Here is a 14,316-nt window from a genome sequence, read left to right on the forward strand (position 1 = left end):
GATAGTTTAGACTTCAACAACTTCGGAAGGAACCGCCATGTCCGCCCCCGTCCTGTACCTCAGCCACGGCGCCCCGCCGCTCGCCGACGACGAGCGCTGGACGGCCGAGCTGGCCGGATGGTCCGCGGACCTGCCGAAGCCCACGAACGTCCTCATGGTCTCCGCCCACTGGGAGGACGCACCGACGACGCTCGGCTCGACGACCGGCGCACCGCTGACCTACGACTTCTGGGGCTTCCCGCAGAAGTACTACGACGTGACCTACGACGCCCCTGTCGCCCCCGGGCTCGCCGACGACGTGACCAGGCTGCTCACGTGGCCGGGCCACCAGGTGCACCGCGACGAGGCGCGCGGCCTCGACCACGGCGCGTACGTCCCGCTCAAGGAGATGTTCCCCGACGCCGACGTGCCGGTGCTCCAGATGTCGATGCCGACGCTCGACCCGCGCGGCCTCTTCGGGATCGGCCGACGCCTCGCACCCCTGCGCGAGCAGGGCACGATGATCGTCGGCTCCGGCTTCACGACCCACAACCTGCGCTGGTTCAACCCGCACGCCGGCGCCGACGGCCTGCCCCCGCGCGCCAGCGCCGAGTTCGACCACTGGGCCCAGGAGGCCATGAAGGCCCAGGACGTCGACAGCCTGCTCGACTTCCTCGACAAGGCCCCGGCCGCCCACGAGGCCCACCCCCGCACCGAGCACTTCGCCCCGCTCTTCGTCACCCTCGGCGCCGCCTACGAGTCCGGCGGTCTCGACAACAAGAGCGTCATCGACGGCTTCTGGTTCGGGCTGAGCAAGCGCTCCTGGCAGTTCGACTGAGCCGTCGGAGGGCCCCGGTCGCGGGGGTGGGAACCGGTGGGTAACCCCATCCGTTCTTCGGATGTGGGTGCCCCACGCACGCGGCCGCGGCTCGTAACCTCCCCTGACTCCGAGCCGCGGCCGCTCCCTCTCCGGAGGGGTCGTCCGAGCGACGGAACCCACGCGTTCGCCCACCCGTCGCAGGCGCACGGCACGTAGAGTGGCCGTACGCCCGACGAGCGCGCCGCAGGCGTGATTCGTGCGCCGTCCGCGGTGCCGACGGGCGAGGGACTTCGGTCGCGTCGCCGACGTGGCCGGCACGCGAGGGAAGGACCCGCTCCACATGACTGACCAGCCCGCCGCCCAGGCAGCCGCGCCCGCCCAGGTCGCCCCCCTCGAGCCGCCGCCCGGTGACGCGTTCATCCTCACGGCCCCCGCGCCGACGGCCGCCGTCGCCGAGACCGCCGCGCCGAAGATGGCCCCGGCCGTTCCGGACGCCGCCCTGCCCGGCCTCGACGCCAAGGTCGACACCTACCTCGACTCCCTCACGAAGGCCGCGGCCCGCTCGCCCGAGTGGGAGACCAAGGCCGCCGACGTGCGGATGATGGGCAACGACGAGGTGCGGTTCGCCGCCGAGTCGTCCAACCGGATGCTCCAGATGCCGGTCAAGGCGCTCAACGAGGGCGGCCTGTCCGGCAACTCGAAGGTCGGCAAGACCCTGCTCGACCTCCGGCGCACCGTCGAGGACCTCGACCCGGGCCAGGCCGCGGGCGCCAAGAAGTTCCTCGGCATGATCCCCTTCGGCGACAAGGTCACCGACTACTTCCGCAAGTACCAGTCGGCCCAGAGCCACCTCAACGGCATCCTCCACTCGCTCCAGTCGGGGCAGGACGAGCTCGTCAAGGACAACGTCGCCCTCAACCTCGAGAAGAAGAACCTCTGGGAGTCGATGGGCCGGCTCAACCAGTACGTCTACGTCGCCGAGCGGCTCGACGCCAAGCTCGCCGCCCAGGTCGCGACCCTCGAGACGACCGACCCCGAGCGGGCCAAGGCGCTGCGCGAGGACGTCCTCTTCTACGTGCGCCAGAAGCACCAGGACCTGCTGACCCAGCTCGCGGTCTCGATCCAGAACTACCTCGCGATCGACATCATCATCAAGAACAACATCGAGCTCATCAAGGGCGTCGACCGCGCGACCACGACGACCGTCTCGGCCCTGCGCACCGCCGTCATCGTGGCCCAGGCGCTCAACAACCAGCAGCTCGTCCTCGACCAGATCACGGCCCTCAACACGACGACCTCGGGCATCATCGAGCGCACGTCGGAGGCGCTCAAGCAGAACTCCGCCCGCATCCAGGAGCAGTCGGCGAGCGCGACGCTGTCGATCGAGTCGCTGCAGAAGGCCTTCGCCAACATCTACGAGACGATGGACACCATCGACCAGTTCAAGGTGCGGGCGCTCGACAACATGGCCGCGACGATCGGCACCCTCGAGACCGAGGTCGCCAAGTCGCGCACCTACCTCGACCGCGTGTCCAAGCAGGACGCCCGCCGCGCCGAGAACGCCGCTCCCGGGCTGCTCGACCTCGGCTCCGGCCGGTGAGGGTGGCTGCGCCTGGAGGCCCGACCGGGAGCCGGTGACGGGCCCGCGACGCGGGTGAGGTGAGGCGGGATCGCCGTGGCGCGACCCGTGGAGCAGGATGTGCGTGGCCGGCCGACGGTCGGCGCGCGGGACACACCAGAGGGGACAACGCAGTGGGAATCCGGTCGTGGTTCGGGTTGGACAGGCCCGAGGCACCCGAGCCCGTGCGCTCGGGGCCACCGACCACCGAGCAGCTCCTCGGGGCGCTCGACGCCATCGAGGCCCAGGCCCGCGAGGGCAAGGTGCCCGGCGTCGTGCTCTCGCGCCTGCTGCGGGTCACCCGGATCGTGCGCCAGACCCTGCCCCGCCTGTCCAACCTCGGCCTCGGCAGCAGCCAGGGCTTCAGCGTCATGGCCACCGCCACCGACTACCTGCCGGTCGCCATCGGCAACTACCTGCGCCTTCCGCGCGACTGGGCCGACACGCGCCCCATCGCGGCGGGCAAGAGCTCGGTCATGCTCCTCGTCGACCAGCTCGACCTGCTCGGCACGACGATGGACAAGGTCTACGACGCCGTGTGCCGTGCCGACGCCGAGGCGATCATCGTGCACGGGGCGTTCCTCGAGCAGAAGTTCGGCCAGGCGTCGGGCGGTGGCGTGCTGGGTCTCGGTCCGGACCCGGTGCGGGTCGCCCCACCACCCGGCACGGGCTCGTCGGGAACCGCGGACCCGTCCGGTGCCGTCAGCACGTCACCGTCCCCCCACCCGCTGGCCCCGCCGGAGTGATGCATGAACGCCGACCGTGAACGCCGACCCCAGCGCCGACCTGAGTGCGGATCATGACCACTGACGAGTCACGCCTCGCCGAGAGCCTGGAGCAGCTGAGCGACGTCGCCGCGGAGGCAGGACTCGACCCCGCCGCCGCCCGCGACGAGGGGCTGCGGGTCGCGGCCGCGCTGGCCGAGGCCGTGCCCGGTGCGGCCCCAGCCTGGGCCGAGGTCGCGCACCCCGGCCTCACCGACGTCGCCCGCATCAACGAGGCGTTCTTCGACGCCGCCTCGTCCGGGCGTCGCTGGCGCGGCGCCCCGACCGACCTGCTCGACGCCCTCGTCGCCTCCCGGCACTCCCTCGCCGCCGAGTACGCCGAGGCGCTGACCGAGGTGGCCTCGTCCGCCGTCATGCTCGGCACGGCGCCGATCTGGGTCATCGCCAACGCGTCCGCCGCCTCGGGCGCCTACCTCGCCGCGGCGCGCCTCCCCTCGCACGGGCTGCCCGGCTTGCCCGGTGGCCCTCTCGGCGGCGTGCCCGGGATGGGCTTCGGCTCCCCCGACACGATGCGTCCGAACGTCCCCGGTCCGATCGACCCCCGCCTCCTCGAGCTGGTGCTCCCCGGCAGCCCTGGGGCGCAAGGCGACCCAGACGGCGTCCCCACCCCCGGCGCGACGGCCACGGCCGCCCCCGCCGAACCGCCGGCCGGACCCGGGAAGGCCGCCGAGCCCGAGAAGTCGGTCGAGGAGCTCCTCGCCGAGCTCGACGCGATGATCGGGCTCGCCCGGGTCAAGAAGGAGATCCACCGCCAGGTCGCCCTGCTCAGTGTCGAGAAGATGCGCACCCACGCCGGCCTCAAGGCCCCGAAGATGAGCCGGCACCTCATCTTCGTCGGCAACCCCGGCACCGGGAAGACGACCGTGGCACGGCTCGTCGGTGGCATCTACAAGGCGCTCGGCCTGCTCCCCACCGGCCAGCTCGTCGAGGTCGACCGCAGCGAGCTCGTCGCCGGCTACGTCGGGCAGACCGCGTTGAAGACCGCGGAGGTCTGCGCCAAGGCCACCGGCGGCGTGCTCTTCATCGACGAGGCGTACGCCCTGACCGGCGACCAGTACGCCGAAGAGGCGGTCAACACCCTCGTCAAGGAGATGGAGGACCACCGCGAGGACCTCGTCGTCATCGTCGCCGGCTACCCCGACCCGATGGTCCGCTTCATCGCCCAGAACCCCGGTCTGGCCAGCCGGTTCACGACGACGATCGAGTTCGACGACTACTCCGACGACGAGCTGCTCGACATCCTCGACTCGATCGCCACGGGCTCCGACTACGAGCTGACCACCGAGGCCCACACCCACGTGCGCCACATCCTGCAGGCCACGCCGCGCACCTCGGCCTTCGGCAACGGCCGCTTCTCGCGCAACCTCTTCGAGCAGGCTGTCGGCCGTCACGCATGGCGGCTCAAGGACGCGACGGAGCCGACGCGCGACGAGCTGCGTCTACTCACCGCAGACGACGTCACCGACCAGCCCGACGACGCACCCGCCGGCGCGCCAGCCGAGCCAGAGGGGGAGGCACCGGTTGCACCGGAGGCGACTCCGGAGGATCCGGCGGCGCTCAGGGCAGACCCTGATGGTCCGGCGGGCACCGATGAGGCAGTCTCGAACGAGCACGACGAGCAGGACGACACGAGCGCGACCGAGCACGAGGACACCGCATGAGCGCACCGACGACGAACATCCCCGTCGCCATCCCGGCGGGTGCGTCGTCCGGCGCGCCCGCGGGCCAGCATCCGCGCACCATCGCCGGCAGCCTGTCCGGCGGCGTCCCCGGCGCCCGGGGCCTCGCGAGCCGGCTGCTCCACGGCACCCCGGGCCGGATGCGCCTCTTCGGCCTCCTCGGCGTCCTCGCTGCGCTCCTGCTCGGCGCGATCAGCGTCAACGCGCTGCTCGCGTCGCAGTCCGCGGTCGAGCGTGCGGCCAACAACAGCGCCCAGGTGGTCCTAGCCCAGTCGATCCACGTCGACCTGCTGCGTGCCGACGCCGTCGCCACCAACGCCTTCCTCGTCGGCGGTCTCGAGTCACCCGAGTCACGCGCCAAGTACGAAGGCGCCATGGGGCGCGTCGCCGCGGGCATCGCCAAGGCAGCCGCCGCCCAGCCCGCCGACGGCAACGCTCTCGGGGTGCTGTCCCAGCGCGTGCAGACCTATGCCGCCCTCGTCGAGCAGGCTCGCTCCAACAACCGACTCGGTCTGCCCGTCGGCGCTCAGTACCTCACCCAGGCGAGCACCGGGCTCCGGGCCGATGCGATCCCCATCATCACGCAGGTGGTCGAGGCCAACGAGGAGCGGGCGACGATGGAGTTCGAGCGCAGCAACTCGAGCGTCCAGCTCCTCGTCGGCGTCGTCTCGCTCATCGGTCTCGTGGCCCTTGCCGTGTGGCTCGCCAGGCGCACGCGCCGTTACCTCAACCCGTCGCTGACCGGGGCGATCGCGCTGCTGCTCGTGGCCCTCTTCGTCACCGCCACCGTCATCACGGGCATCAGCACGGCGACCCGTGACGTGTCCGGCGGCGACTACGAGCGGGCCGTCGCCCTCGCGAACGTGACGACGGCGGCCAACGACGCCCGCGCCAACGAGAGCCTGACCCTCATCAAGCGCGGGTCCGGCGCGGCCAACGAGGCCGCGTGGAAGACCAACCGCACCGCCGTCGACGCCGGCCTCGCGAAGACCGATCATTCCGGCGAGCTGACGCGGTCGTGGCAGGCCTACGTCGACGCCCACGTCAAGGTGCGGACACTCGACAACGGCGGCCATTGGGACGATGCGGTCAAGCTCTCGACGAGCACGGCCGACGGCGGGGCCGCCAACACCTTCGACACCTTCGACGTCGCCGTGACGCAGGCGCGAGACAGCGCCGGCAAGGCCACGGTCACGACGCTCGAGGGGCTCGGCGGCAGCGCACCGCTCGTCGCCGTCGTCGTCGCCCTCGTGGCCCTCGTCGCGTCGTGGCTCATCGTCCGAGGAGTCGGCCAGCGGATCGAGGAGTACCGATGAGCACCATCAGCTCGACGCTGCGGCGCCGCCTCTCCACCCTCGTCGCCGTGGCCGGGCTGGGCGCCCTCGCCGGCTGCTCCGGTGTCACGTACGCCGAGACCCAGCTGCCGACGACCCCGGCACCGAAGCCGTCGAGCAGCGCGCCTGCCGTGGCCGCACCGACGTGCACCAACGCGACGCAGTCCTACGACCCGCTGCCGAGCCTGCCGACCCGTGCCGACATCAGCGACGGCACGATGCGCAAGATCCTCGACAAGGGCTTCATCACCGTCGGGGTCTCGGCCGACACATACCTCTTCGGCGCCCGCAACGCGTTCACCGGCGGCATCGAGGGCTTCGACATCGACATGGCCAGGGCCGTCGCCAAGGCGATCTTCGGCGACGCCTCGAAGGTCCAGCTCCGCGTCATCACGGCCGACGACCGCAAACCCCTGCTCAAGAACCGCGAGATCGACATGGTCGCACGCAACATGTCGATGACGTGCGATCGCTGGAACGACATCGGCTTCTCGGCCGAGTACTACCGGTCCGGCCAGAAGGTCCTCGTCAGCAAGGCCCTGCCCGGCGCCAAGGACCTCACGCTCGCCGACCTCAAGGGCAAGCGGGTGTGTGCCCCGAACGGCACGACCTCCCTGGCCAAGCTGCAGCAGGTCAAGGGGCCGGTCGTCGTGACGGCCGGCACCCACACCGGATGCCTCGTGCTGCTCCAGCAAGGCAAGGCGGACGCCATCACCGGTGACGACACCGTGCTCGCCGGCCTCGCCGCGCAGGACCCCAACACCGTCATCACGAGCGCCAAGGCGATCACCGTCGAGCCCTACGGCCTCGGCGTCAACAAGGCCGACGTCTACCTCGCGCGCTACCTCAACCGGGTCATCGCCGACCTCGAGGCCGACGGCGAGTGGAAGACGATCTACAACCGCTGGCTCGCAGCGCCGCTCGGACCCGCGCCCGCACCCCCGACCCCGGTCTACGGACGATGAGCGCAGTGCCGCAGAGCCACCCCGACCCGGGCACCGTCGCACCGACGGCGCCCGGGCGGCTCGGCGTGCCGGTCCAGGCCGGGGAGGCCCAGACCTACCTCAACGCGTTGCGCGAGTGGGTCGCCCAGCGTCGCGCCGACCTCGGCGAGGTCGACCGCGCGGTCCTCAAGCTGTCTCAGGCCGAGCAGGTCGCGATCACCACCGACCTCACCGTGGCGCTGACCTTCTGGAAGGCCGTCAGCGACCGCCTCACCCTCCTCGAGACGACCTTCGACGGAGGCCGCGTCGGTCCCGTCGAGGCCGAGCGGCTCTCGACCCTCATCCACGGACGCCTCGACTCCAACACGACCGAGCACCTCGCGCTGCCGTCGAGCGGCTCGCTCGCGGTCAGCCTCCCGGAGGCGTGCCGGCTGCTCGACTCGCTGACCCGCACCCTCCAGGCACGAGCCTCCCTCGCCCCCGGGGCGGCCGAGGCGACGCAGCGGATCACCGTGGTGCGGGCCGGGATCGAGCGCACCCGCGACCAGATCCCGCTGGTCCCGGCCGGCACGCAGCGGGACGACGCCACCGAGAAGCTCGCGCGGCTCGACCGCCGGATGGACGACCTCGTGGAGCGCGCCCGTCGTGGCGCCGACGTCGGCGGCATCATCGGCCCCCTCGAGATCGACGTGGCCGTGCTCGAGCGCGACCTCATCGTCGCCGCGGCCGAGCGCGCCTCCGCCGCCCGCAGCCGGGTGCGCACCCAGCAGCAGGTCGAGGAGCTCGACGCGCGCGCCGCCGCCATCCGCGCCCTCGAACGCGCCTGCCTCGAGGCGATCACGCCGGCACCGCATCTCGCGATCCCCAACGTCCGCGCGCTGGGACCGGTGCCGCAAGCGGCAGCCGAGCTCACGGCGTACCGCGACAAGCTCGAGCGGGTCTCCCGGGCGCTCGACCTCGCCCACGAGACGTATGCCGCCGGGCTGGCCGAGCGCGACGAGGTCGTCGGCCTCGTGGGTGCCGTCGGTGCCATGGCCGCCGCGGCGACGCTGACTCCCGAGGCGGGAGCCGACGTGGCCGAGCTGCGCCGCCGCCTCGACGAGACGCTCGCCGCCCGCCCGCTGCCGATCTCCCGTGCCCGGGCCCTCGCCGCGGCCTTCTCGGCCTACGTCGACGCGGCCACCCGCCAGCAGCCCCGTGCCGGTCGCGCCGCCCCCCGTCCGTCCGCACCCCGACCCCAGAGGCCCCGCCCATGAACTGCACGCAGCCGGGCTGCACCGGAACGATCGTCGACGGCTACTGCGACGTGTGCGGCATGGCCGCCGGCTCCGCCCCCGCCGCCGCCCTCAGCGCACCTGCACCGGCTGCGGCCGCCGCCGGTCCGTCCATCCCCGAGGGTGGCGCCTGCCAGCAGCCCGGATGCGCGGGCACGATCGACGCGGGCTACTGCAACGTCTGCGGCACCCCGGCCGACCAGCTCGGTGTCGCCGGGTATGCCGCCCCCTCCGCGCCGTCCGCCGCTGCCGCCACGGCCGGCGCCGCCGCGGCGACAGGGGCCACCGGTGGTGTCGGCCCCGAGATCTCCACGCGCTCGGCTGCCTCGAGCAACCTCGCGTCGGCAGCGTTGGGCTCCAAGCGTGCCCGCGAGGCCGGGTCCATCGCCACGCGTCGCACGGGGGGCTCACAGCGCCTGCGCTCGGCCCGCCTCGGTGGCGGCATCACCTCGGTGCGCCCGGCACCCGAGATCGACGCCGAGAAGGCCCTGCTCACCAACCCGTCCGTGCCCGAGAACAAACGCTTCTGCCCGAAGTGCGGCGAGCCCGTCGGCCGCGGCCGCGACGGCAAGCCGGGCCGGACGACCGGCTTCTGCGCCAACTGCCGCCACCCGTTCTCCTTCGACCCCAAGCTCAAGGCAGGCGACCTCGTCGCGGGCCAGTACGAGGTCGCCGGGTGCTTGGCCCACGGTGGCCTCGGCTGGATCTACCTCGCGCGCGACAAGAACGTCTCGGATCGGTGGGTCGTGCTCAAGGGCCTGCTCAACTCGGCCGACCCCGACGCCCTCGCGGCGGCGATCGCCGAGCAGCGCTTCCTCGCGCAGGTGTCGCACCCGAGCATCGTCGAGATCTACAACTTCGTCACGCACGACGACGCCGGCTACATCGTCATGGAGTACGTCGGCGGCACCTCGCTCAAGTCGATCCTCAAGCAGCGCCTCCAGGCCGCCGGGAGGTACGACCCGCTGCCCGTCGACCAGGCCCTCGCCTACATCCTCGAGATCCTGCCGTCGTTCCAGTACCTCCACGACCTCGGGCTCGTCTACTGCGACTTCAAGCCCGACAACATCATCCAGGTCGGCGACGAGGTCAAGCTCATCGACCTCGGTGGCGTGCGCCGCGCCGACGACGACGACTCGGCGATCTTCGGCACGGTCGGCTACCAGGCCCCGGAGGTGGCCGAGCTGGGTGTCTCCGCCGCGTCCGACATCTACACGATCGGGCGCACGCTCGTCGTGCTGACGATGGAGTTCCGTGGCTACCAGACGACCTTCCTCAACACCCTTCCGGCCCAGGACACCGTGCCGGTCTTCCAGCGCTACGACTCGTTCTACCGGCTCGTCGCCAAGGCCTGCGCGCCCAACCGTGACGACCGGTTCGTCTCGGCCGACGAGCTGCGCTCCCAGATGGTCGGGGTTCTCCGTGAGGTCGTCGCCCTCGACCGGGGGTCGGGCGCCGCGGCGACCACCGTCAGCTCGCTGCTCTTCGACGTGCCGACGCCGGGCGTCGAGCCCGACGACTGGCGCAACCTCCCGGCCATGCGCCGCGACCCGCACGACCCGCAGACCGGCTGGCTGACCACGGTCTCCGGCTCACCGGAGGAGCGCCTCGCGACGCTCAAGCGGGCCGCCGTGCGCACGACGGAGGTGCTCCTCGAGCAGGCCCGCACCGCGCTCGACGCCGGCCAACCCGACGTCGCCGAGTCGACGGCCGGCGAGCTGCTGAGCGCCGACCCCTGGGAGTGGCGGGCGGTGTGGATCCAGGGCCTGGCCGCGCTCGAGCGTGGCGACTCACGAGCCGCGCAGGCCGCGTTCAACGCCGTCTACGGCCAGGTGCCGGGGGAGCTCGCGCCCAAGCTCGCGCTCGCGCAGGCGTCGGAGCAGGCCGGTGACGACGCCGTCGCCGAGAACCTCTACGTCGCGTGCGCGCGCACCGACGCCACGTACGTCCCCATGTCGGCCTTCGGCCTCGCCCGCATCCGGGCCGCGCGGTCCGACGTCGAGGGGGCCGTGGCGGCATACCGGCTCGTCCCGGTCCAGTCGAGCGCCTACCGCACGGCACGCGCGGGCCTCGCCGAGCTGCTGACCAAGGCGAACCGGGGGCTGCCCGACCTCGCCGAGGCACTGCGCACGCTCGACGACACCTCGCTGTCGGCGCGGCGCCGGGCCGAGCTCACGACGCTGATCTACCGTGAAGCGCTCGTCACCGTGGAGAAGAGTGGCAACAAGGCCGATGTCCGCCTCGGCGAGCACAAGGGCACCCCCAACGGCCTGCGTCTCGGGCTCGAGGAGGCCCTGCGCGAGCTGGCCAAGCGCACCCCCGACCTGTCCGAGCGCGTCCCCCTCGTGGACGAGGCCAACGCCATCCGACCCTGGAGCCTCTGGTGACCGACATCCCGACCACGGGAGGAGCAGAGCCCGCTCCGCTGCCCGCTCCCTCGTCCGCGGCCTCGTCCTCGTCCTCGTCCTCTGCCATCGCCTCGCGGGACTGTCCCGCCTGCGGCACGGCCAACCAGGCCGACTCGACCTTCTGCGAGGCGTGCGGCGCCGACCTCGTCGTCGCGGCCCGCGCCTCGAACGGGGACCAGCCGCCGGCCGACGTCTCGGACGGCACCGTGCTCGCCTCGGCGACACCGCAGACCGCGCCCGCCGGCGAGGAGTCCCCGCTCGACGTCGGCTGGACGGGGGCCGTCCCGTCGGCGGCCGTCGCCCCCGTGGCGGACGACCTCACGTGCCACGCCTGCGGCGAGGGGCACATCGTCGACGGCTACTGCGACCACTGCGGCACTCCGCCGCCCAACCCGCGCGACCACCTCGTCGAGTCCCCGACGGCCTGGGTCGGCGGCGTCTGCGACATCGGCAGGCGCCACGCCCGCAACGAGGACGCCATGTCGCTCAGCGCCAGCGAGCCGGCAGGGTCTCGCGCGGTCCTCGTCGTCTGCGACGGCGTCTCGATGGCCACCGACTCGCACATCGCCTCGCTCGCGGCCGCGACGTCCGCCCGGGCGGTCCTCGACCAGCCCTTCCCCAAGGGCGTCGGCACCCCCGACGCCTGGGCGGCCGGCGCCGGGCGCGCGCTGACGAACGCCGTCACCCGCGCCAACGAGGCCGTCGCGGCCTCGGTCGTCGAGGACGTGCCCAACCCGCCGTCGTGCACCTTCGCGGCCGCGGTCGTCGAGGACGACGTCATCGTCGCGGGCAACGTGGGTGACAGCCGCGTCTACTGGCTGCCCGACGACACCGAAGAGCCCGCGCGCCAGCTCGGCCGCGACGACTCCTTCGCCCAGGAGCAGATGGCGGCGGGCGTCCCGAGGCTCGCGGCCGAGACCGGACCGCACGCGCACTCGATCACGCGCTGGCTCGGCAAGGACGCCCCCGACGACCTCACCCCGCACCTGACGACGCTGACGGCGACGCCCGGCTGGCTCATGGTCTGCTCAGACGGGCTGTGGAACTACTGCTCCGAGGCCGAGGCGCTGCGCACCCTGCTGACCGACGCCGCAGCCCGGCTCGACGACGCCACCCCCACGACGATGGCCCAGGCCCTCGTCGACTTCGCCAACGAGCAGGGTGGACGCGACAACATCACGGTTGCCCTCGCCAGACTGGCTGGGCGAGGATCGAGCACGACGACGACCGAGGCGACCGCAGCGGCGGCGCCGGTGGAAGGGGACCCGACCGATGGCTGACTTCACGGCAGAGGTGTTCCAGAACGAGTTCCTGCCCGACGGGGGCACCGACGTGCACGCGATCGTCCGCGTGACCTCGACCGGCGCCTCGGCAGGTGCGTCGGCCGGTGCCTCGGCCGGGCTCGCCGACCCCGGCTCGGCGGCGGAGGTCATCCTCATCGACACCTCCGGCTCGATGGGCCGCCGCGGCGTCCAGGCTGCCGGCGAGGCCGCCAAGGCAGCCCTCGCCGAGATCGTCGACGGCACGCTCTTCTCGATCGTGTCCGGCAACGGCACGGCGCAGATCGTCTACCCCTACAGCCACCAGGGCGCGCTCGTGCCGATGTCGGCGCACACCCGCGGCGAGGCCAACCGGGCCATCGATGGCCTGCGCGCCAACGGTGGCACGGCGATGGGCACCTGGCTCACCCTCGCCCGGCAGATCTTCGAGACCGTGCCGCACGTGACCAAGCGCCACGCGATCCTGCTCACCGACGGCGTCAACGAGGGCGAGACGCCCCAGTCGCTGCAGGCCGCGGTCCGCAGCAGCGTCGGCGCCTTCCAGTGCGACTGCCGCGGCGTCGGCGACCAGTGGCGCGTCGACGAGGTGCGTGGCATCGCCTCGGCGCTGCTCGGCACCGTCGACCTCATCCCGGCGCCCGAGGAGATGGCCGCCGAGTTCGAGGCCATGATGCGTGCCTCGATGTCCCGGGGCGTCGCCAACTCCGAGCTGCGCGTCTGGGTGCCGCAGGGTGCCGAGCTGCTCTTCGTCAAGCAGGTGTCGCCGACGCTCGAGGACCTCACGTCGCGACGCACGGTCGTCAACCCACTCACCGGCGCCTACCCGACCGGGGCGTGGTCCGACGAGAGCCGGGACTACCACGTGGCCGTCCGCCTCCCGGCTCGCACGCTCGGCCAGGAGCAGCTCGCGGCCCGCGTGCAGTTCTCGCTCGGCGGCGACCCTGTCGCCCAGGCCCTCGTCAAGGCCAAGTGGAGCAACGACGACTCGCTGACGACCCGCATCGACCCCGCGGTCGCCGCCTACACCGGGCAGGCCGAGCTCGCCACAGTCATCCAGGAGGGACTCGCGGCCAAGGCCGCCGGCCAGGACGACGTCGCGACCTCGAAGCTCGGTCGGGCCGTCCAGCTCGCCGACCAGACCGGCAACGAGGAGATGACCTCGCGCCTGCGGAAGGTCGTCGAGATCGACGACGCCGACACCGGGACCGTCCGGCTCAAGAAGGGGGCCTCGAAGATCGACGAGATGTCGCTCGACACGGCGTCGACGAAGACGAGCAGGGTGCGCCGGTGAGCGCTGTCTGCCCCAACGGGCACACGTCCGAGGCCGAGGACTACTGCGACACCTGCGGCTCGCCCATCGACGCGAGCGCCCAGCCGGCGGCAGGCGGCGGTGTCGGGGCCGGTGCCACCGACCCGACGGGCGGCCCGTCCGAGGCGGCGAATGGCGCTGGGACGTCCGGCTCCTCGCTCGACCTCGACCCTCCGGCCCCGGCAGCCCCCGCGACCCCGGCTCCCGCCGACCCGGCTGCACCGGTGGGTCTCGTGTGCCCCAACTGCCAGACGGAGAACCCCGACGGCGCGCTCTTCTGCGAGGCCTGCGGATACGACTTCACGACCGGCGCGATGCCGCGTGACCCGTCGGCCGGTCCGGGCGACCTCGCCGACACCGAGCCCGACGGTGAGGCCGTCGACCCCGCGGCTGCCGGCTCTGCCGGCGTCGCCGCGGGTGCCGCCGCAGGCGAGCAGGCGTCCACCTCCTTCGAGTGGCTGGCCGAGGTCTGGGTCGACCCGGACTGGTACCAGACCCAGGAGGCCGAGGACCCTTGTCCCTCGCCCGGCCTGCCGACGATCATGCCGCTGCGCCACCGCAGCGTCCTGCTCGGTCGCGTGTCCACGAGCAAGAACACCAACCCCGAGATCGACCTGTCGTCCGACCCGGGCGTCAGCCGTCGACACGCCCAGCTGACCACCGACGGCTCGCGCTGGTTCGTCGAGGACCTCGGCAGCTCCAACGGCACCTTCGTCGGCCCCGCGTCCGGACCGCTCCCCCAGCGCGCCATCGCGGTCGGCCCGAAGACCGAGCTCGGCGACGACGACCGCCTCTACGTCGGCGCGTGGACCCGCGTCGTCGTGCGTCGTGCCACGCCCGACGAGGTCGAGGCCTACGCCTGACGCCTGCCCGCTACCTGAACGTC

At 72.6% G+C, this 14,316-nt stretch carries 11 protein-coding genes; all 11 read left to right on the top strand.

Going from position 1 to position 14,316, the window contains the following annotated elements; genetic code table 11:
• The first annotated feature begins 37 nt into the window (after window positions 1–37).
• A complete protein-coding gene (locus tag ASE25_RS15465; RefSeq protein ID WP_056826507.1) occupies window positions 38–817 on the top strand; it encodes a dioxygenase in 780 nt (259 codons plus the stop codon).
• Between the two features lie 322 nt (window positions 818–1,139).
• A complete protein-coding gene (locus tag ASE25_RS15470) occupies window positions 1,140–2,399 on the top strand; it encodes a toxic anion resistance protein (protein ID WP_056775188.1) in 1,260 nt (419 codons plus the stop codon).
• A gap of 203 nt (window positions 2,400–2,602) precedes the next feature.
• Window positions 2,603–3,163: a hypothetical protein gene (locus tag ASE25_RS15475; RefSeq protein ID WP_082619589.1), complete on the top strand. Its 561-nt coding sequence runs from the start codon at window positions 2,603–2,605 to the stop codon at window positions 3,161–3,163.
• Between the two features lie 53 nt (window positions 3,164–3,216).
• Window positions 3,217–4,863 carry an AAA family ATPase gene (locus ASE25_RS15480; protein ID WP_056826671.1) on the top strand — a complete coding sequence of 549 codons (1,647 nt, stop codon included), beginning with the start codon at window positions 3,217–3,219 and terminating at the stop codon, window positions 4,861–4,863.
• Window positions 4,860–6,197, top strand: a complete 1,338-nt coding sequence (locus ASE25_RS15485) for a hypothetical protein (RefSeq protein WP_056773800.1) — start codon at window positions 4,860–4,862, stop codon at window positions 6,195–6,197. Before ASE25_RS15480 ends, ASE25_RS15485 begins: the two co-directional genes overlap by 4 nt.
• Window positions 6,194–7,180, top strand: coding sequence for a glutamate ABC transporter substrate-binding protein (locus ASE25_RS15490; protein WP_056773804.1), 987 nt, complete (start codon window positions 6,194–6,196; stop codon window positions 7,178–7,180). Before ASE25_RS15485 ends, ASE25_RS15490 begins: the two co-directional genes overlap by 4 nt.
• Complete coding sequence (locus ASE25_RS15495) at window positions 7,177–8,415, top strand: hypothetical protein (RefSeq protein ID WP_235508703.1); 1,239 nt, start codon at window positions 7,177–7,179, stop codon at window positions 8,413–8,415. Before ASE25_RS15490 ends, ASE25_RS15495 begins: the two co-directional genes overlap by 4 nt.
• On the top strand, window positions 8,412–10,820 hold the full coding sequence (locus ASE25_RS15500) for a serine/threonine-protein kinase (protein ID WP_056773810.1): 2,409 nt from the start codon (window positions 8,412–8,414) through the stop codon (window positions 10,818–10,820). Before ASE25_RS15495 ends, ASE25_RS15500 begins: the two co-directional genes overlap by 4 nt.
• Window positions 10,817–12,121, top strand: coding sequence for a PP2C family serine/threonine-protein phosphatase (locus ASE25_RS15505; RefSeq protein WP_056826509.1), 1,305 nt, complete (start codon window positions 10,817–10,819; stop codon window positions 12,119–12,121). Before ASE25_RS15500 ends, ASE25_RS15505 begins: the two co-directional genes overlap by 4 nt.
• Window positions 12,114–13,412 carry a VWA domain-containing protein gene (locus ASE25_RS15510; protein WP_056773815.1) on the top strand — a complete coding sequence of 433 codons (1,299 nt, stop codon included), beginning with the start codon at window positions 12,114–12,116 and terminating at the stop codon, window positions 13,410–13,412. The genes ASE25_RS15505 and ASE25_RS15510 overlap by 8 nt, the downstream gene beginning before the upstream one ends.
• Window positions 13,409–14,293 (top strand): FHA domain-containing protein, encoded by an 885-nt coding sequence (locus tag ASE25_RS15515; RefSeq protein ID WP_056773818.1) that lies wholly within the window; start codon window positions 13,409–13,411, stop codon window positions 14,291–14,293. Before ASE25_RS15510 ends, ASE25_RS15515 begins: the two co-directional genes overlap by 4 nt.
• The last annotated feature ends 23 nt before the right edge of the window (window positions 14,294–14,316 follow it).

The organism is Terrabacter sp. Root85 (assembly GCF_001429185.1).
In the GTDB taxonomy this organism is placed as follows: Bacteria; Actinomycetota; Actinomycetes; order Actinomycetales; family Dermatophilaceae; genus Terrabacter.

Excerpts from the sequence above, each read along its gene's own strand:
- ASE25_RS15485 (WP_056773800.1), top strand. The coding sequence starts at position 4,860 with ATGAGCGCACCGACGACGAACATCCCCGTCGCCATCCCGGCGGGTGCG.
- ASE25_RS15500 (WP_056773810.1), top strand. The coding sequence starts at position 8,412 with ATGAACTGCACGCAGCCGGGCTGCACCGGAACGATCGTCGACGGCTAC.
- ASE25_RS15490 (WP_056773804.1), top strand. The coding sequence starts at position 6,194 with ATGAGCACCATCAGCTCGACGCTGCGGCGCCGCCTCTCCACCCTCGTC.
- ASE25_RS15465 (WP_056826507.1), top strand. The coding sequence starts at position 38 with ATGTCCGCCCCCGTCCTGTACCTCAGCCACGGCGCCCCGCCGCTCGCC.
- ASE25_RS15510 (WP_056773815.1), top strand. The coding sequence starts at position 12,114 with ATGGCTGACTTCACGGCAGAGGTGTTCCAGAACGAGTTCCTGCCCGAC.
- ASE25_RS15495 (WP_235508703.1), top strand. The coding sequence starts at position 7,177 with ATGAGCGCAGTGCCGCAGAGCCACCCCGACCCGGGCACCGTCGCACCG.
- ASE25_RS15470 (WP_056775188.1), top strand. The coding sequence starts at position 1,140 with ATGACTGACCAGCCCGCCGCCCAGGCAGCCGCGCCCGCCCAGGTCGCC.
- ASE25_RS15480 (WP_056826671.1), top strand. The coding sequence starts at position 3,217 with ATGACCACTGACGAGTCACGCCTCGCCGAGAGCCTGGAGCAGCTGAGC.